Here is a 19,948-nt window from a genome sequence, read left to right on the forward strand (position 1 = left end):
CTTGAGCTTGGGGCTTATTACTCGTATCGCAACGATTCTACCGGATCGAGGTTCGCAGCTTTGGTTGCTGGCAAAATCCCTGATACCAGCGCAACTATAAAACACAGTACAACGCCACCAATGATCCATACCCAGGGTATTATAAATCCTGAGCCAATGAGTGCGCCAAGTCCGTTACCGGCAAGTATGCCTAAAATGATTCCCAGTATTCCGCCGAGCTGAGCAATTACGATAGCTTCTGCAAGAAACTGGTTACGGATTGTTCTTTTGGTGGCCCCAATTGCTTTGCGTATTCCTATTTCCCTGGTTCTTTCGGTTACCGAAACCAGCATAATATTCATCAAACCAATGGCAGCGCCTATGAGGGTAATAAGGCCGATTACTGTGGCAGCCATTGTCAGGTATTTGAGGTTATCGAAAAGCATTTCAGCAAGGTTGTCGCTTTTTGAAACATCAAAATTGGTTTCATCGCCAGCATTTACTTGCCTGATAATCCTGAAAAGACCAGTTGCTTCGCTCTCGGCAACAGGGAGCATTTCTGCATCGGGAACCATGATGTTGATTGAATATGTCATATTGGGCCGTGCAAATTTCCGGCGCACAACGTCGAGAGGTACGATGCAATGGTTATCGCTTGATATGCCTATTGACGATCCTTTTTCTTTCAACACTCCAATCACCATAAACTTATCGGGTCCGATCCCAATCATTTGCCCCAACGGATCAACACCGGCTTTAAAAAGTGTTGAAACAATGCTGCTTCCAATAATGGCGACATTTGAACCGAAAGACATTTCCATAACATTAAAATTCCGGCCACTGATAATTTCGTTGCCTGAAGTCATAATGTATTCGTCATCAGTGCCAATAACCGGAACATTCGGGTGGGTAGTTTCAGAACCAAAAGTAAGTGTTGCAATTCCGGTTCCATAAACAAATACGGAAGTATGGGCCGGAAAATCAAATTCTTCGCGGAAACGCATGGCTTCCTGATAAGTGATCGGACGATATGTTTTTGGTCTAGTACTGTTTGCGCCCATATGTACCCTTAAACCCCTGTTTTGAATGGTAAGTGTGTTGGCACCCATCATCGAAAAGTTTTGGTTCAGGAAATATTTAATCGAATCAATTGATGTAAGAATGCCAACCAGCGCTGTAATACCCAGGGCAATAATCATAATAGTGATAACTGTTCTTAGCAGGTGACTCCGAATGGAATTCAGGGAAATCCGGATATTTTCCAGAATTAATGAATGCTTTACCTTCATGGTAATCAATATTTTGATTAAAGCTAATTTTTTACACCGAAGGCGAGGTCACCGGCATCACCAAGGCCTGGAACAATATATGCCTGGGCAGTGAGCTCGGCATCAATTACCCCAACCCAAAGTGTTGAGTCTGATCCTTTGAATTTCCGTTTCATAAATTCCACACCTTCAACACTGGCCAATAAAGATACAAAATGTGTATGCGAGGGTTTTCCGTTGGAGATGATTTCTTTATAACAAAGGTGCATGGAAAGGCCTGTTGCAAGCATTGGATCCGACAGGATCAGCACTTTACCTTCGATGTTCGGACAAGATGCATAATCTACTTTGATGTCGAATGAACCTTCCTTATGATAGCGGCGGTAGGCTGATACAAAGGCATTGGATGATCTATCGAAAAAATGCAACATGCCGGCATGCAAGGGTAAACCGGCCCGCAGAATGGTGGCAATTACCGGGTAATCAGCGAGCATTGGCACATCAGCAACCCCAAGTGAGGTAGTAACCTGGGTTGCCCTATAATCCAGTTCCTTGCTTATTTCATAGGCAAATATTTCGCCGATGCGTTCCATGTTTCGCCTGAAGCGCATACTGTCCTGCTGGATCTGCACATCCCTGACTTCAGCGATAAACTGATCAAGAATGGTATTCTGATTTCCCAAGGTTTTGACTAGCATAGGTGAATTTTATTTGCAGTTATAAACTCTTGATGTGACTTAGCCTTTTCAAATTTTGACAAATTTACATAAAGCTGCTTAAAAACAAGAAAAATATTGGGAGCCAAACGTACTGTTGTTCTTGCGTATCTGCCGCCACGTTTTTTCTGGCTCCTGTTTTATAAAACTGCCTGTCACTTTAAGCGCAGCAACTGCAATAGGCGGATAGCTGAATTCACAGGAAATGGCAAGCGATTGTATGTGATTGATGGATAATAAGTTTCGGTTGATCCGAACCCGGCATAAAATCTTGCGAGCCCAGGGATTTCAGAACCTTCAAAATCGAAGGTGAGCGCCTGACCGGCATGCTGTTGAATCACACTATCAATCAGCAGGTGCATCGCGCCTGTTTGGCGTGCGGTTTTGTTGTTGGCTGAAAACAAGAATACGATCCTGTGATGGCTTTTTAATAGAAATGCACCTGCACAGAGCTCATTATTTTTGTCAAATGCTCCTACGGTTATTGCCATGTTTTTATAAGCACTCCGGTAAATCAGTTTCTCAAGCATCTGGTATTGCTTGTCGCCAAGCTTTTTTATCTCAGCGCCTTTTTCCTGCCTGAACATAGTGATGATGCTGCCCGGATCAACATTGGTTACAATGCTGATTCCTTCGTTTTCCGCTTTGCGAATGTTGCGTGAAGTATTCGATGTGTAGTTGCTGCGGATTTCTGCGATGGGTTTGATGAGCTCCAGCTCGTAATTTTTCCGCATTTTTATATTGAAATCCTGGTGGTTTATTTTGTTATGCCTGTTGAGGTTTATTTCTGCGAACCGGTAATGAATTTTCATCGAATCAAGGAATTCATTAACCGCCAGGTTGCCGGAAGGTATTTTTGAATACAACCCGAGTTGCTGCGTAAAAGGTGGCTGATAAAGATAATAGATGCCGTATTTTTTGCCTGATGTTAATGGCATCACTAGTTCATAATCTCCCTGAACCAGCGCCTCCCAACCTTCGCATACGAGATCAAGATACCACGACCATGCATAAACATTGCCATTGAAAGCGCGGTCAATGCAGTCATCCCACTTTTCGTAATCAATTTCGTTGTTCTGGAGATATCTTATCATGCCCGCGATTTTTTTCAGGTTGCTGCGTTATTCACCAGGTCCTCATAAACATGACGCCAGCCAATCCAGCGGCCGGTTTCTGATAAACTATCATTGTGCCACAAGCTAACAAACAAGCCATCTACTGATCGCACTTCTGCTATAAGCTTGTGTATGACTTCAATGGCTGCTTCAGGGCTGAGGTTCATATAATCACGCAATGTGCCATCCATTACGGCAAAAGGTACAACTGTAACAGGAATTACAGTTTCCAGGTCAACATCATAGAACTGATAGGGCGTACAAATGCCAGCCCTGAAGCCTGGCAATGCTGCAAAACCCATGGTATGATCCGTTGTTATATCGTAAGAGGCAAGGTTGCGATATGTTTCAGGCAAATGCAGTTTCAGGAAATGCTGGCGGCTAAGCGAGATTTCTTTGTTAAGAACTTTGGATAGCTCTTTTATTTCAAGGCTAAGTGAATCATTTTCCGTATTGGAGGCATACGAAGGATGAATGCCGGCATCAGCATAATCAGCCAATCGCTTTATAAGCTGCCTGAAAGTTGTATTGGTTGTTGAAATGTTTTTGTCGTACCCGCCATACCTCGCAAAAAGAAAAAAGTAGATCGGTCGCAGATGAAACCGCCTTTGCAGCTCTAATTGATAGTCGTATGTGTCAAACGGATCGGGCTCAGTTCCTGTAATTACTCTCATTCTTTTGGCTACATCCGAAAAATTCCAGGCTAGTGCAGCTTTAAGAAATGCACCCGTGGTTCTTACAAAACCTTTTCCTTTGTATGACCATGCCTGGTCAATATCATAGGTAGGTACAAAGTGATACTTGTTCTGTTTGATCACAAGATCTGTATAACGCTTTTGCAAAGCCTCACCCAATTGCCTGGCCCAATGGTTTACAACTGGCTTCTGCAAAAATCCATGTTTATGTGCGATGCTTTCCATGGCGGTGAATCGCCCGTACTGGTCTTTGCGGTAAGGCATGTACTCCTCGTAGCGTGTAACCATAAAAAATGCAGCAGAAAATGGATCGTAAGGTAAGGCAGAATTGCGTTCGAAAACCGGAAATAAAGCTTTAATACCCTGGCTTTCGATGACCTGTATCATTGGTGTGCCTATGCCTGTTTCAAACAATAAACCGAAGGAGGCAAAGTGCAGGTGGTTGCCTTCTAAAGTTTTACCATAGGTAAACTTTGGCCCGGAATAAGCATTGAACTCATCAATGTTTGCAGTGATGTTATATTCTAAACCCAACAGTTCACCAAGCATTAATCGCATAGTGTATCGCAGGCGTGAAGTAGACTTGGGAACATAGACCAGAAGCATACAGGATTTCCAGGTTGATGTTGCAAACAAAACTATGCATTTTTAGATCGCAATGTTCCAAAACTTAGATTATTTTTACGGTTCGTACTAAAATGCATGAAGAATGGAATTAAATGAAACATTGGAAAAAGTTCGTCAATTTTTCCTGGAACCAATTCTGACTTTAGGCTCAACCAGTTTTTCACTATGGGGCATGATTCTTTTTTTTATGGTGATAGCCCTGTTATTCGTTATTACAGGCTTGGTGAAACGAATACTTGTTAATAAAATTCTTACTCGTTATTCGATTGAGCTTGGTGTAAGGCAATCTATTGGCTCTATTTTCAAATACATTACTATTTCGCTGGGCCTTTTCGTCATTGTTCAGTCTTCGGGCATTGACCTGAGCGCAGTTGGTTTATTATTCGGTGCATTGGGGGTAGGTATCGGGTTCGGACTTCAGAACATTACCAACAACTTTATCAGCGGGCTGGTCATACTTTTCAGCCGCCCTATTAAAGTTGGCGACAGGGTGGAAGTTGGCAACACCGTAGGCGATGTGGTCGATATTTCGGCCAGGGCAACTACCCTCAATACCAACGATAATATTACCATCATTGTTCCGAACTCAGAATTCATCAGCAACACTGTGATAAACTGGAGCCATAACGATCGGAATATCCGCTATAAAATTCCTGTTGGAGTTTCGTACAAGGAAGATCCGGCAAAAATTAAAAAACTCCTGCTACAGGTTGCAAGAGAACATCCAGGGGTGTTAACAAATCCGCCACCAGATGTCCAGTTTCATGAATATGGAGATAGCTCACTGAACTTTCTCTTACTGGTTTGGACTACCAGCTACATCAACAGGCCGTTTGTGCTGCGAAGCGATTTGTACTACGCGATTTTTGAAAAATTTAAGGCGCAAGGCGTTGAGATTCCTTATCCCCAGCGCGACCTGCATTTAAAGAGCGGGTTCGAACCGTTGTTGACAAAACCTTTATAATCCACCCGGTTTTCACATTGCCGTTAAGCAATAAACCTGTAAGTTTGGACTCGTAAAATCCCGCAAGTCCGATATGGAAAACTTCATAGTTTCTGCCCGTAAATACCGCCCGGCTACGTTTTCAACAGTTGTTGGCCAGCCTTCCATAACCACTACATTAAAAAATGCAATACGCAACAACCAGTTGGCACAGGCCTTCCTGTTTTGCGGCCCGCGTGGCGTTGGAAAAACCACCTGCGCCCGCATCCTTGCAAAAACCATCAATTGCCAGCAGCTTACCAGCGAAATTGAAGCCTGCGACCAATGTCCTTCCTGTTTATCGTTCAACACATCAGCTTCTTTTAACATACATGAGTTGGACGCAGCTTCCAATAATTCGGTTGATGATATACGAAACCTGATTGACCAAGTGAGAATACCACCGCAGCTAGGTCGCTACAAAGTTTACATTATTGATGAGGTGCACATGCTCTCATCTGCTGCTTTCAATGCCTTTTTAAAGACCCTGGAAGAACCGCCATCGTATGCAAAATTTATTCTTGCGACCACCGAAAAACACAAAATTATTCCCACCGTACTCTCACGTTGCCAGATTTATGATTTCAGACGCATCACGGTGGAAGATATTATGCATCAGCTTGAGTTTGTTGCTCAAAACGAAAATATAAGCGCAGAACCTGATGCACTCCACATCATCGCTCAAAAAGCCGATGGCGCTATGCGCGATGCATTGTCAATTTTCGATCAATTGGTAAGTTTTTCGGGTCGCAGTATCACCTATCAGCAAGTAATTGATAATTTGAATGTACTGGATTACGATTACTATTTCCGGCTTACTGATTGCCTTCTCAACAATCATCTGCCTGATGCAATGCTGATCATAGAAGATATCATCAATGGCGGTTTTGATGGTCAACATTTTATAGTTGGCATGGGCGATCATTTGCGCAACCTTCTGATTAGTAAAGATGCAGCAACACTCAAATTGCTTGAAGTAGGCGCCGGAATCAAGGATCGTTATTATAAACAAGCTTCACGCTGCGAAGCGGCTTTTCTGATCAAAGCGCTTGATATTGCGAACCGCTGCGATATTGATTACCGTGCCAGCAATAACAAAAGATTGCATATTGAATTAGCGATTCTACAGATGGGCAGTTCATTGGGCGGTCAGGTTGCGCAACCCGTGCAGACCATCGCGATTCCTGTATCAGTTCCGGTTAAGGCAGAAGATAAAACATCAAAACCTGCTTACACACCGCCATCTGTGCAACAACATATTGTCAGCGAGCCAAAACCGGCAGCGCCGCCTTCGCCAACACCTGTTAAAGCTGAAGCTGTTCCATCCGCGATGCCTACAACAGGGATTTCAATTAAAACGGTCATCAGCAAGGAAGCGGATAAACCCATTGAAGTTGCTGCAGCAAATGACGACAGCTTAGAAGATGATGATGGTACGGGTGAACCGGTGGAAAGTTTTATTAGCAATTTTCAGCTCGAAAAGGTATGGGAATCGTTTGCCAAAAGTGTTGCCGTAAAATCTCCGAACCTGCACGCGACACTTACACAATCGAAGCCCAGGCTTGTTGACGAAGCAAAAAGTGTAGTGCTCTTCACGATTCACAGCCAGCTTCAGCAAAAAGAAATTACGGATCATAAAACTGAATTATTAGGATATTTGCGGAACCAGCTTGCGAACCCAAAAATTTCGATCCAAACCGAAATGGCTGACTCATTTCAGGACGACACTCCTTACACGCCGCTTGAGAAATACCGGAAGATGGCAGAGAAGAACCCTGAACTCGTCAAGCTCAAGGATAAACTAAACCTCGAAATTGACTTTTAATTCTGCACAACATAATGGCTTACCTAAGTTCAATTAAGAAATGCTACAATCGCTAAGTCGTTTCATCTTAAAGCTTGCCGGATGGACAATCCGGGTGGAAGCGCATCAAACTTTTCAGCGTTGCGTATTGCTTATGGCGCCACATACCAGCAACTGGGATTTCGTTTTTGGGCGGCTTTCCCTTTGGGCCATTGGCGTTAAAACCAGTTTCCTCATCAAGAAAGAAGCGTTTTTCTTTCCACTGGGTTTTCTGTTGAAAAAAATGGGCGGCATTCCGGTTGACCGAAACCAGAGCAAGAAGGTAGTATGGCAGGTTGCGGTGCTTTTAAACAAATCAAAGGCCATGGCGCTGGTGATTACTCCCGAAGGAACGCGGAGTTTGAGACATGAATGGAAAAAAGGATTTTACTATATTTCCTCAATGGCCGAAGTGCCCATTGCTCTGGGGTATCTCGACTATGGCAAAAAGGAAGCTGGCATCGGGGGGATTCTCCATCCTTCAGAGGATTACAAAAGTGATCTTGCTAAAATCCAAGACTTTTATAAAAACTTTACAGCAAAGCACCCTGAAAGGTTTAACCTTTCACCGATGTACCGGGGGGGTAAGTGAGAGTGTGACTCACGGCTTCATTTTCCTGCAAGAACACAGATCATTAATAAAAAAAGCCCAAGATGATCGGGCTCTTTTGTTCTTTTTAGATGAGTTTACTCCGTGATCCAACTGACAATTTTGTCTGACATTGGTTTCTCACGTGGTGTGGCTACGTCAAACAACTGGCCGTTTTCGTCAATCATGAACTTCTGAAAATTCCACGATACCTCGGCATCCATTTTCCCATTCTGGCTTTTTTGTGTGAGCCACTGGTAAAGCGGATGAATGTCTTTCCCTTTTACCGATATTTTTTCCATCATCAGGAATGTGACGCCGTAATTGGTTTCGCAAAACTCAGCGATTTCCTCGTTTGATCCGGGTTCCTGGTTCATGAAATTATTGGCCGGGAAGCCAATAATGGTGAAGTTCTTATTTCCATAAGTTTCATGTAATTCCTGGAGTTCTTTATATTGTGGGGTCATACCGCATTTTGATGCGGTATTTACAACCAGCACTTTTTGCCCTTTCAGCTGCGAAAGACTAAAAGCTTCGCCGGTAATAGTGTTCACAGTAAAATCGTAAAATGATTTATCATTTTGGGCAGTAATGGCGAGGGTGAAAATCAACCCTGCAGCCAGTAAGATAGTTCTTAACATAGTTTAGTGTTTTTGTTAATTCTATTAAACAAACAATGTTCCGCTTAAAAAGTTGTTATAAGCATTTCAAATTTTACCAGGGCTTAGAACTTTTCGTACCAGCCCAGGCCAAAAAGTGCAAAGTCATATTTTACGGGATCATCGGGATCCAATTTCCTGAGGTTTTTTGTTAGTTCAATGGCTGCTTTCCAATCGTTTTGCTTGCGCGATAAAAGACCCAGTTTACGTGCAACACTGGCGCTATGCAGGTCGAGCGGGCAAACGAGGCAGGAGGGAGGGATGCTTTTCCAGATTCCAAAATCCACACCGCGGTCATCAGATCGGATCATCCAGCGTAAAAACATATTGATGCGTTTGGCGGCAGCATTTCGCAACGGATCAGAGAGATGCTTTCCGCTTCGGTCGGGATCAGACATGCCGAAGAATCTTTGTTTGAACCTGCTGATAGCGATGGCCATTGCGTTTTCCTGCGTTGGAAATGGCTCAAAAAAAGCATTCTCCAGCGTTTTATAATTATTACAAACGTCCCTGAGCGAATAAACAAAAATCATGGCATCCAAAGCATTGAATGTGCGGTAAACAAAACCTGCAAGTGAGGCGATTTCTTCGTCAGACCCATGCATTACAAATTCAGCAGGCTTGAAATCCATGCGCCGCATGAGTTCATTTCCGGCTTTGGCAATCATTTCGCGTCTTCCCCATGAAATAACGGCTGTAAGAAAACCGGCAATTTCAATATCTTCGGGTTCGGAAAAAAGATGTGGTACCGCAATTGGGTCGTTTAATATAAAATCCGGATTGTTAAACTGTAGATATTTCTCTTCCAGAAAAATTTTAAGGTTTTCTATGTTAGATTCATTCGCCATGGGTTCATAAAAAAACCTTACCAGGCTAGCCGGTAAGGTTAATTCGAGTTAGTGTTAGTTATTATAGAGTGTGGACGGGTTCAATAATTTCCATTCCCCGGGTGATGGCTTTTTCATTTTCAGGGATCAGATGATGGTAGCGCGAGGGTAGTGACTTTTTTAAACCAAGGATCACGTTCTGCATTTCAACGATAGGTTTCACTTTCAGGAACCCACCGAGTATGATCATATTAAAAACCTTGGTAAGCCCAAGTTTGGCAGCTTCATCAGCGGCGTCAACCTTAAAGATCTTGATGTCTTTGCGTTCGGGATGCCGTGTGATCCCATTGCTGTCGTAGATTAATGTTCCGCCGGGCTTAACAGATTTCTCAAACTTGTCCATTGATTGCTGGTTCAGAAGAATAGCAGTATCAAAGACATTGAGAATGGGTGAACTGATGCGCTCATCACTAATAATAACTGTTACATTGGCTGTACCGCCGCGCATCTCCGGTCCATAGGATGGCATCCAGCTAACTTCCTGATCCTGCATTACGCCCGAATAGGCCAAAATTTTGCCCATAGAGAGAACGCCTTGTCCTCCAAATCCGGCTATGATAATTTCTTCAGTCATCGTTTGTATTTTTATTTCGATGTATGAGTAATACTTGTTAAAATTCTACTCCTTTTCTGGCACTTTAATATCGCCAAGCGGATAGAACGGGAACATGTTTTCAACCATCCATTCATTGGATTTGCGTGGGGTCATCTTCCAGCCTGAATTACAGTTTGAAACAATTTCTACGAAGCTGAGACCCATCTTTTTACTCTGGTATTCAAAGGCCAGGCGAATGGCTTTCTTTGCCTTGCGAACCGCTGCCGGTGTATGCACTGCCTGCCGGGTCACAAAGCATGTACCCGGAAGATGTGCAACAAGCTCGGTCATTTTCAGTGGATTTCCCATGGTTTCAACTTCACGGCCATAGGGCGAAGTACTTGATTTCATGCCGGGTAGGGTTGTGGGCGCCATTTGTCCGCCGGTCATACCATAAATGCCATTGTTGATGAAAATGATAGTGAAATTTTCACCCCGGTTGCAGGCATGGAGGGTTTCGGCAGTGCCAATGGCAGCAAGGTCACCATCGCCCTGGTAGGTGAAAACAAATTTTTCGGGGAGCATGCGTTTGATGGCTGTCGCCAGCGCCGGGGCACGTCCGTGGGCTGCCTGCTGCATGTCAATATCAAAAAACTTGTACGCAAGCACCGAACATCCAACAGGCGCTACGCCGATTGTTTGTTCCTGTATGCCCATTTCTTCAATAACTTCAGCAACAATGCGGTGTGCAGTTCCGTGACCGCAGCCCGGGCAATAGGATAGCACTTCATCAGTCATTACGCTGGTTTTTTTGTAAACCAGGTTTTCTTCCGTGCGTATATCTTCTTTGGTGATTATTTTGTCCATATGTTATCCTCCGATAATTTTTTGTTCGAGCGCTTCCAAAACTTCTGAAGGACTTGGGATTATACCTCCGAAACGCCCGAAATGTTCAACTTTAACCTGGCCGCATGTTGAAAGCCTTACGTCTTCAATCATCTGGCCGGCATTCATTTCTACTACCAGCATGCCCTTAACCTGTTGAGCAAGTTTGGCCAGGGGTTTTTCCGGGAATGGGAAAAGTGTGATCGGGCGTAATAAACCGAGTTTAATGCCTTTGTCCCGGGCAAGCTGAACTGTTTTCTGACAAATGCGTGCGCTGGTTCCGAAAGCTACCAGCAGATATTCGGCATCTTCGCACATGATCTCTTCGTAACGAACTTCATCCTTAATCATTTGCTGATATTTGGCCTGGAGTTTCAGGTTCACCTGTTCCTGTTTCAAGGAATCCAGCTCTAATGAAGTGATGATATTCCTGGACTTTCCGTTTGGCTTTCCAAGAGTTGCCCAGGGACATTGTTCCCTGATCTCTTCTTCTGAGCGGCGTGGTTTCTGCTCTGACAATTCAACTTTTTCCATCATTTGGCCGATTGCGCCATCTGAAAGGATCATCACAGGATTGCGGTATTTGAAAGCGAGTTCAAATCCCAGGGTCGTAAAGTCAGCCATTTCCTGAACCGAGGCAGGAGCCAGCACCAGCAGCTTGTAATCACCGTGGCCACCGCCTTTTACTGCCTGGAAATAATCCGATTGTGATGGTTGAATTGTACCAAGTCCCGGGCCTGCACGAACAACGTTGACAACCACGCAGGGAAGTTCCGCGCCGGCAATATATGACAGGCCTTCCTGCTTCAGGCTTATGCCGGGACTTGATGATGAGGTGATCACCATTTTTCCGCAACCGGCTCCGCCATACACCATGTTGATGGCGGCAACTTCGCTTTCAGCCTGTAAAACAATCATTCCGGTACGTTCGTAGGGTTTTTCAGCCATCAGATATTCAAGTACTTCTGACTGTGGAGTGATGGGATAACCGAAGTAGCCATCAGCGCCTGCACGGATAGCAGCTTCAGCCACGGCCTCGTTTCCCTTCATGAGTCTTAACTCTTTCTTCATTGCATTAAATATTTTGCGTTATACAGCAGCTTTTTTGAGACGATATACAGTGATAACCCCGTCAGGGCAAACGATGGCGCAGTTGGCACAACCGGTACATTCATCGTTCACAGTTTCGGCATAGTGGTATCCTTTTCCGTTCACGTTTTTTGCGAGCGCAATCACTTCCTGCGGGCAGGCCGGGATACACACTTCGCAGCCTTTGCATCTTTCAATGTCAATGACAATATCACCTTTGACTTTAGCCATATCTGTAATTTGGTATTTAAAAGTGAGCAATATTTTTCACTCTGCGAAAGTACGGAATTTAAGAATTTCGATCCCGCTTTATGCAAACGATTTCGGGGTTAGAGGGCTAATTTATAGAGGGTATAAATAAGGGTTAAATATAATGGAAGTAAGCCGTTCATGTTTTCTTTGTTCGAACCCTGTATGAGAAAAGTACACCGGTTGTATAGCCAAATATAGTACCCTAACACTTTGACCCCCCGGTGGAGCGGAATTTGCAGTTTCGTTTTCAACAGTTACGAACCCCCGCTAAGAGATGCCGTAATTACGGCATACCGGACGTCCGGTACCGCCTGGAATCCAGATAGCTATCAGGAGTAATCTGCAATTATCCAACTTCCCTGTTATAAAGCAATTGCATTTCAACACAGTTCGTGAATAGTTGAAAGAAGTCTGATCTCACTGAAAAACCTGCCAGGTTTTCATAACTATCACTATGGCAACGTGTCAGATTGGTTACTCACAAAAAAGTATCATTATTAGTGATTCAAATCGAAAACAAATATAATATTAAGTGATTCAAATCGAGAATTGAACAAGGTTTGTCCGATTAACCTTAACACCTCATTCTTGTGAGCTTCTTCGTCGCACGGGTCACCCAGCGGTACAACTGTTCGTGTGGGTAACACCATAACACATTTCAGGAGTGATTTTCGTGAAACTTCTTCAACCGGTACTCAAGGTCGGGGAACTGGGAGCGTTGTACCAGGGAGACACAAGCGCGTAGACCTTCGAGGCGTTCGCTGCCGGTGATAGCCAACGAAATGGCGCTGATGCCATAGTACATAAATTCTTCAATCAGTTCTTCGCCGGTGAAACCCGGATAGGAAAGCGTGAAGTAAAATCCGTCGGCAATGGGTTTGTCTTCGTCCATGTCGTAAACAATTTGGAAGCCGTTTTCCGTAAACAGTTTTTTCATGATTTTAGCCTTTTCGCCGTATTCCTTCACCACTTCCACAAAATCAAATTTTCCTTCGTTGGCGGCTTTGAGCATGGCTGCGAGGGCATATTGCGCAGAATGGGATGTGCCGGAGCTCAGTGCATACACGGTTCCAAAAACCATAGCACGGCCCAATAAATCGCTGCCATAAAAGCGCAACAGATCGGGCGCATTGGTATTGAAAAGCTTGTCGCTGATAACCATCATTCCAATCCGTTGTCCTGCATAGCTAAATGCTTTTGAACTTGAGATCAGAAGAATATAATTATCGGTGTATTTGGCAACGGTAGGTTGAAATGGTGGCACGCCCGGCTTTGAGCAATCGAGGCGAAAATCCATGGCAATGTAAGCCAGGTCTTCGAGGATCACAACATTGTATTTGTTTGCCAGTTCGCCAATGATCTGAAGTTCTTTTTCTGTGAAGCAAATCCATGACGGATTATTCGGGTTGGAATACAGCACAGAGTGAATATGGCCTTTACTCAAAAAAGATTCGAGCTTATCGCGCAGTTTATCACCACGAAAATTATAAACATCAAAGCTTTCAAATTTTTGTCCTAACACTTTATGTTGCTGTTTGTGAACTGGAAAGCCGGGATCAATGAACAACGTTGTATCGCGCTCTTTGTACATGCGGTTCAAAGTAAGGAAACAGGCAAAACTGCCTTGCATAGAGCCAACAGTTGGGATGCAGCCGGCAGGGTTCACATCAACATCAAGAAAGTTTTTCACAAAACGGCTGATTTCGGGTTTGAGAACAGGAATCCCGTCAATATCGGGATAAATGGCAGCCACACCTCTTTGCAGTGCTTCAATTTCTCCCTGAACCCCAACCTGAGCCGCCGGCAAACCAGGAATTCCCATTTCCATACGTATGAACTTTTCACCAGTGGCCTTTTCGATGTTGTCAACCAGTCGCTTGATTTCGCGGATTGAAGCTTTTCCAACGCTTGGCAGGTTCATTTCCTTTATCTTCTCATTTACGATGTTGTAGTTGATGGGTGTATCTTTCATAACAGCCTGTTTTAAGGTTATATAGTTAGAAATATAATTGACAGGGATTTGCACTTCAAATTAAAGAAAAAAGTTTCAGATAGCCAAATCAGATTTTGGCACAGGCATACAATTTAGAAGCTAACCGGGAAATGTATATCCACGGATGCTGTTTCTTAAAGTGCGAAATCCGTGACTTTAGAAAAAGTAAAAGAAAGCAATCAGCAACCTCAAATTGCCTATTTCTTCGGTGTTGTTGACATTGCCTTTGTTATCCGGTGTGCCGTAAGTGACAGCGGTATATTCCAATTCTGTTGATATCTGAACGCTATTCGAAACAAATGACAGCGAAGGGGAAATTCTGTATGCGTAATCAATATCAGAGCCCCGTGCATAATATTTCCCGGTATTTTCATGGGTCGTACCCATGTTCTTTGAGAACCCGCCATAAACCCCCAACCTTACCGTTTTTCCATAACTGATGAAACTCCAGATGTTAAGATGGTTGGTTGGTGTGTAGGTTTCAATCATGGTTGTGGTGTCAACGGTTCGCACGGCATAACCACCCAACATCAGGTTCTCTGTTAGATTCTGACCATAAATGGTTTTACCGCTCCACAAAAACATATTGTTGGTATATTTATAGTATGCCATGAAAGCGTACGAACCAACCGACTCGCTGGTTTTGAAGCCCTTTGTTGTTTCAAGGCGCGGTTGCAACACCTTATAATCTGCTGCCAGTCCCCATACATGCTGATCGCCTTTATGCTGCAGTTGAAGGTGTAAGTTGGGAACCAGCGAGTTTCGCATATAAAGCGGCGAAGTTCCTACCGGCCCCTCGCTGGCATTGTCGCGCTGGGAGATAAAAGCGAGATTAAGGTTGAACTTATTGAAATACTGAGTGTAACTGATCTGTGGGTTGCGTATAAATGGCTGGAACGGTGCGCCGGTGTTCAAGGAGATTACATTCGGAAAAACCTCCGCTACAAAAATCGGGTGCCAGTATTGGCCAAACAGGAGTTCTGATTTCTCCCATCGCAGCTTGCCGTAAGCATGCCTTAATCTGAACCCGTTAATATCGGCATTGCTCATCCCTGAAAAATCGGCTTCGATCACACCGGAGGTTTTGGCTCCGAAAGCATCCGGCCCTGTGATGACACCTGTGATCCTCGATGTAATTGCACTATAATTGAAAGTTGGACGTGCATTAATGTCCTCACCGTTTACATCGAGGCGTTTGTTTGTGGGGAAAATCAAAAAAAGATCTTCACGTGCGGCTACAACGTGGCGGCTGTCGTACCAGTAATCGCTCTTCACAAAGCCTTTGAACTGGATACCGAACTTTTTAGGTTCATTGTTTTCTTTTTCCTGTGCATACAGGAGTCCGGTTGAGATAAGAAGCAATGCTGTGATAAAAAATCTCATGATATTGGATGTTTTTTTGTTTGTGTTATAGTTTTTTCTTACTAGCAAACAGGCTGAATATGGGATTAACAACCAGTGATGCAATCATCCCGATAGTACCTGCCTGTGGAGAAGGCATTCCATAAAAGTACAATCCCAGGCAAAGGCTTAACCCAATAAGACCAGATGATAAGGCTCCGAAAAGGTTCACACGTTTTGAGAACAGCCCCCACACGAATGGCCCAAGAAAAAATGACCCGATTGCACCCCAGCTTATTCCAAGAATAGCCACTATGGAATCAAAATTCATATAAGCAAGTAAAACTGAAAGTAATACGAAAAAGACGCTCATGAAGCGCATGAGTTTGGTAAGCGAGCGATCTGATATATTTTTCTTTATAAATCCAGCATAAAAATCTTTTGAAAACGATGAACTGGAAATCAGTACAAGCGCCGCAAGGGTTGACATAGAAGCCGAAAGCATCAGCAGTAGGATCACAACGGCGAGTGATTCAGGAATAACATTGGTCAAAAGTTCAGGCATCAGCCGATCAGCTATTGGTAGCCCATCGGCAGTAAAAGCTTCGGGCGTTGTTTCTGGTTTGATAAAGAGCCTGGTTGTTGATCCAACAAAATAGGCTACACCGCCAATAAGTAGAGCAAAAACTGTGGAAGCAATCATCCCTATTTTCACCGATCTGCGGTCGCGGATCGCATAAAATTTCTGAACCAATTGTGGCATGGCAAAAGGTGCAATGCTGGTAAGGAACACCAGCGAAAACAATGGCCACCAGCCAGGAGGGCCAACTGCTTTGGTTAACGCCGGTTGAATTTCACGCAAGGAATTGGTAATGTTTGCGAGGCCGCCACCTTCCTGAACTGTGCTTGTAAAAAGGATTATTACGCCTACAGTCATGATCAGCCCGAAAATCATGTCAATGCGTGCCATGGATTTGTAACCGCCAAGAACGAGATAAAGCGCTGTGAGAACCCCCATGAAAAGCAGCGCATATTCATAAGCGATGCCAAAATTTGTAGTAAACAGGTAGGATAGACCCATGAACACTGCCGCGGAGTAAGGAATCATGAAAATAAAAATAACAATGGCTGAAAGCAGTTTTATTAGTGGGCTTTGGTAACGTTTTTCGAGAAATTCGCTCAAGGTGCTCACACCATATTCCGATGACATTTTCTTGATTCGCCAGCCAAAAAGTGCCCAAACTCCCAGCACGCCTACAAAGGCATTAAAAAAGGCAATCCATAAGCCTGAATATCCAAAGTTCCAGCCTATCATTCCTGCGAACCCAATGAAAAGTACTGCTGAAAAATAAGCTGTGCCGTAAGAGAATGCAGTCATCCAGGGGCCGATATTGCCACCGCCAAGGAAAAAGTCGTTAAAGGATTTTGTTTTACGCAGACTGATCAGGCCAACAATAATGATCATGATTGCATAAAGTGCAACAACAGTGATTTTTAACGCCATAGAATTTGCAGTTTAGCTGATGGGATTTGAGAATTTGCAAATGTAGGGAAATTGGGTTTTGTGATGCCAAGGAATCAGAGATTGATTTTGCTATGCTATGGCTTCCAGCCATGGTATCGCTATTTCGTTTTTAGTTTTATTAGGGTTCCGCTTGGTTGTTGCGTTCCCACTCCAAATGCTTGATCACAAACCTGAGTTCGCCCCAGCTAACATCATCGCCAAGTACTGTTTTTGCAGGGCCGAGCGATTGGTCTTCGGTTTTGGAAAAATAGGTTTTTATTTTAGAAAGCTTTTCTGCGTCAATCAATTTGTCAACGGTTATCTCGCCGGTTCCCACAAAATGGGAGAGATGCCCTTCAATGGTGGACGAAGCAAAGCCACGTTCTTTGGCAATTTCAGCAATTGATTTACCAGCGTTGAAGAGTTCATAACTTACTAGTTTGGTATCAGGCTTCTTTTCTTTCTTCTCAATGAGTAATGGTGAATTATCCACGGATTTCCCAATCTTGTTTTCTTCAAGGTACTCGCTGATAATTTCAAGGATTTCGCTACCGTATCGCTTTACTTTTTTCTGCCCCAGTCCGTTAATTTCCAGAAGTTCCTGTCGGCTTGCCGGTAATTTGTCAGCAATTTCGAGCATGGCTTGCCGCGAAATCACCCGGTAATGCGTTACGTCTTCTTCTTCTGCCAGGCGGTCTCTCCATTGTCTGATCCTGTTCAGCAAGTCCGGGTAAGAAACGCCGCTAGCCGGGTGGTCGGGAAGGCTGGCTTTTCTCCTGCGTGGCGGTGGCTCGATGGAGGATTTGGCTCGAACCTCAAGATATCCCGCCACTGTAAAACCATTCATGCAATGTTGCAGACAGGCATATTTCACTTGTGCCTCGTTCCCAAAGCGCTCGAGCAAATCGTCAACGGTTTTTTTAAGAACCTTGTTGTCAGCTTCTGCCTCAGGCATTGCTTTGATAACCATGACTTCGAACTTAGGGACAAAATAGGTGCAAGCTTTTTTAATGCGCTCCTGTAATTCTTCGTGCTTTTCAACATCAGGGTTTTTGGTCAGATAGTGATTAACATGGAACATGAATTTCTCAGCTACCTGGGTAACTTCTGCTCTTAGCTTCTGATCAAGTTTGCTGATGCTTTCAGCTTTGCCGGGATCGAAACTTGAAGCGTTTTCGCTGATCTGTTTCTGCAAATAACTGAGCCTTCGGTGAAAAAGCGAAAAATCAAACAGTTCGGCTATCAGCGAGCGCTGATATGCGTATTTGGCAGTTTCGAGGCGGTTTTCATCCGGAGCATTTTCTTCCAGTTTTTTTACATAATCCCCAACAGTCAAATCTGTTTTTAAAGCCTGGGATGAAATACTTGTGCTGAGTACCATACCTTCAAGGGTGCGGCATCGGCTCAGCGCAACATACACCTGTCCGTGGGCAAAAGCCTGGCGGGCATCAATGATGGCTTTTTCAAAAGTCAGCCCTTGGCTTTTGTGAATAGTTACCGCCCATGCCAGTTTTAACGGATATTGCTTAAAACTTCCAACTACGATTTCTGAAATTTCTTTTGTTTGCTCATTCAGCGTATAGCGACAATTCTGCCATTCGAGGGGTGTTACGCTGATGAGGCCATCATCGCCGGAACATTGAACATAAATTGTATCATCATCAATTCCGGTAATTTTCCCGATTTTGCCATTATAAAAAATCTTAAGCGGCGAAGGGTCATTTTTTATAAACATCACCTGTGCGCCTACTTTAAGTTTAAGAATTTCTTCAGTAGGATAATTGTACGTCGGAAAGTCGCCGGTAATCTCAGCATTAAAAGTATGGGTTTTGCCTTTCAATTCGGTGAGTCGATAAGCATTGATATCCTGCGATTGGTAATTATGGGTTGTAAGCGTAATATAATCCTCATCAGGCCCGGGTCGGAAATTAGCAATATATCTTTTTTCAAGCGCAGCAAATGCCTCATTGTCGAGCTTGTTTTCCCGAACCTTTCCCAACAGTCGGATAAAATCTTCATCGCTTTGGCGATAAATAGTTGTAAGTTCAATGCTTACGTAATCGGTTTTTTGCAGCGCCTTGCTGCTGAAGAAATACACAGAATCATAATAGTCGCGCAGCAATTTCCATTCGTCTTCCTTGGCAATGGGCGCCAATTGCTGCAGATCGCCGATCATAAGCAATTGAATTCCTCCAAAAGGAATATTCCTGTTGCGGTAACGCCTAAGAACCGCATCAATGGCATCGAGCATGTCGGCTCGCACCATACTGATCTCGTCAATCACAAGCAGGTCAATGCTTTTTATTATATTGATCTTTTCGCGGGTAAATTGCTGAAATCTTGATGCAGAATGTTTGGCGTCTGAATTAGCAGTTGGAATGCGGTTGGCAAGTTCTTCCGGTATTTGCGGTCCAAATGGCAATTGAAAAAATGAATGGATCGTAACTCCGCCCGCGTTAATGGCTGCCACGCCTGTGGGTGTGACCACAACATGGCGTTTCCAGGTAAGGTTTTTCAGGTTTCGCAAAAAAGTGGTTTTACCGGTTCCAGCCTTGCCGGTTAGAAAAAGATGCTTATCGGTATAGCGGATAAAGTTGGCGGCCAGTTCTAGTTTTGGGTTGGTTTGTAAAGACATGGTTGGAGATTGATAGGTTTAGCGAATAAAAATACAAAATAAGACAGGTTAAGAACCAATATCAGATAGTTTTTTGCACTTTTGCGAAAAATACACAACGCTAATCTTTGCATTATGAGAGATACCAAAATTGTAATTATCGTCATTCTGGTGGTCGTGGCGCTGCTACTCATACTTCTGAATACAGGCTCAGTTATTGTAAACTTACTTTTTTTCCAGCCTGAAATACCTATGATCTTATTACTGTTGGTTACCACCGGCCTGGGATTCCTGATTGGCTTACTGGTAGCAAGAGGTGGGAAGAAGAAGCTACATAAATAACTTTCTTTTTTAATGAACTTTTTGCTCTGCCTT

18 protein-coding genes are annotated in these 19,948 nt (G+C 43.8%); 4 read left to right on the forward strand and 14 right to left on the reverse strand.

The annotated features are described in order from the left end of the window. Nucleotides 1-17 precede the first annotated feature (17 nt). The 4 genes from IH597_07030 to IH597_07045 form a co-directional block, all read right to left on the reverse strand. A complete protein-coding gene (locus IH597_07030; GenBank protein MBE0662204.1) occupies nt 18-1,268 on the reverse strand; it encodes an ABC transporter permease in 1,251 nt (416 codons plus the stop codon). A gap of 23 nt (nt 1,269-1,291) precedes the next feature. After that, nucleotides 1,292-1,945, reverse strand: coding sequence for a uracil phosphoribosyltransferase (gene upp, locus IH597_07035; protein MBE0662205.1), 654 nt, complete (start codon nt 1,943-1,945; stop codon nt 1,292-1,294). Between the two features lie 173 nt (nt 1,946-2,118). Next, complete coding sequence (locus IH597_07040; GenBank protein ID MBE0662206.1) at nt 2,119-3,057, reverse strand: hypothetical protein; 939 nt, start codon at nt 3,055-3,057, stop codon at nt 2,119-2,121. Between the two features lie 14 nt (nt 3,058-3,071). Beyond that, nucleotides 3,072-4,379, reverse strand: coding sequence for a polysaccharide deacetylase family protein (locus IH597_07045; GenBank protein MBE0662207.1), 1,308 nt, complete (start codon nt 4,377-4,379; stop codon nt 3,072-3,074). Between the two features lie 103 nt (nt 4,380-4,482). On the opposite strand from IH597_07045, the gene IH597_07050 reads away from it, so the two are divergent. The 3 genes from IH597_07050 to IH597_07060 all read left to right on the forward strand — a co-directional run bounded on the left by IH597_07050 (nt 4,483) and on the right by IH597_07060 (nt 7,817). After that, a complete protein-coding gene (locus IH597_07050; GenBank protein ID MBE0662208.1) occupies nt 4,483-5,364 on the forward strand; it encodes a mechanosensitive ion channel in 882 nt (293 codons plus the stop codon). 73 nt (nt 5,365-5,437) lie between these two features. Continuing rightward, complete coding sequence (locus tag IH597_07055) at nt 5,438-7,207, forward strand: DNA polymerase III subunit gamma/tau (GenBank protein ID MBE0662209.1); 1,770 nt, start codon at nt 5,438-5,440, stop codon at nt 7,205-7,207. Between the two features lie 40 nt (nt 7,208-7,247). Beyond that, complete coding sequence (locus tag IH597_07060) at nt 7,248-7,817, forward strand: 1-acyl-sn-glycerol-3-phosphate acyltransferase (protein MBE0662210.1); 570 nt, start codon at nt 7,248-7,250, stop codon at nt 7,815-7,817. A gap of 95 nt (nt 7,818-7,912) precedes the next feature. On the opposite strand, the gene IH597_07065 is transcribed toward IH597_07060, so the two are convergent. The 10 genes from IH597_07065 to IH597_07110 form a co-directional block, all read right to left on the reverse strand. Next, entirely contained in the window at nt 7,913-8,455 is a 543-nt protein-coding gene (locus tag IH597_07065; GenBank protein MBE0662211.1) for a glutathione peroxidase, read from the reverse strand. An 83-nt stretch (nt 8,456-8,538) separates the two neighbouring features. Continuing rightward, a complete protein-coding gene (locus IH597_07070) occupies nt 8,539-9,321 on the reverse strand; it encodes a TIGR02757 family protein (protein MBE0662212.1) in 783 nt (260 codons plus the stop codon). Between the two features lie 61 nt (nt 9,322-9,382). Further along, complete coding sequence (locus tag IH597_07075; protein MBE0662213.1) at nt 9,383-9,934, reverse strand: 2-oxoacid:acceptor oxidoreductase family protein; 552 nt, start codon at nt 9,932-9,934, stop codon at nt 9,383-9,385. Nucleotides 9,935-9,979: 45 nt separating this feature from the next. Continuing rightward, nucleotides 9,980-10,750: a 2-oxoglutarate oxidoreductase gene (locus IH597_07080; protein ID MBE0662214.1), complete on the reverse strand. Its 771-nt coding sequence runs from the start codon at nt 10,748-10,750 to the stop codon at nt 9,980-9,982. Nucleotides 10,751-10,765: 15 nt separating this feature from the next. Further along, complete coding sequence (locus IH597_07085; GenBank protein MBE0662215.1) at nt 10,766-11,851, reverse strand: 3-methyl-2-oxobutanoate dehydrogenase subunit VorB; 1,086 nt, start codon at nt 11,849-11,851, stop codon at nt 10,766-10,768. An 18-nt stretch (nt 11,852-11,869) separates the two neighbouring features. Beyond that, nucleotides 11,870-12,100 carry a ferredoxin family protein gene (locus IH597_07090; protein MBE0662216.1) on the reverse strand — a complete coding sequence of 77 codons (231 nt, stop codon included), beginning with the start codon at nt 12,098-12,100 and terminating at the stop codon, nt 11,870-11,872. A gap of 679 nt (nt 12,101-12,779) precedes the next feature. Further along, complete coding sequence (locus tag IH597_07095; protein MBE0662217.1) at nt 12,780-14,093, reverse strand: pyridoxal phosphate-dependent aminotransferase; 1,314 nt, start codon at nt 14,091-14,093, stop codon at nt 12,780-12,782. Between the two features lie 177 nt (nt 14,094-14,270). Beyond that, nucleotides 14,271-15,497 (reverse strand): hypothetical protein, encoded by a 1,227-nt coding sequence (locus IH597_07100; protein MBE0662218.1) that lies wholly within the window; start codon nt 15,495-15,497, stop codon nt 14,271-14,273. A 25-nt stretch (nt 15,498-15,522) separates the two neighbouring features. Continuing rightward, nucleotides 15,523-16,959, reverse strand: a complete 1,437-nt coding sequence (locus IH597_07105; GenBank protein MBE0662219.1) for a sodium/solute symporter — start codon at nt 16,957-16,959, stop codon at nt 15,523-15,525. Between the two features lie 139 nt (nt 16,960-17,098). After that, nucleotides 17,099-19,594 (reverse strand): helix-turn-helix domain-containing protein, encoded by a 2,496-nt coding sequence (locus IH597_07110; protein MBE0662220.1) that lies wholly within the window; start codon nt 19,592-19,594, stop codon nt 17,099-17,101. A gap of 114 nt (nt 19,595-19,708) precedes the next feature. Here IH597_07110 and IH597_07115 point away from each other — a divergent pair, with 114 nt between their 5' ends. Then, nucleotides 19,709-19,915 (forward strand): DUF1049 domain-containing protein, encoded by a 207-nt coding sequence (locus IH597_07115; GenBank protein ID MBE0662221.1) that lies wholly within the window; start codon nt 19,709-19,711, stop codon nt 19,913-19,915. Nucleotides 19,916-19,948 lie beyond the last annotated feature (33 nt).

Source organism: Bacteroidales bacterium (assembly GCA_014860575.1).
Taxonomy (GTDB): domain Bacteria; phylum Bacteroidota; class Bacteroidia; order Bacteroidales; family JAAYJT01; genus JAAYJT01.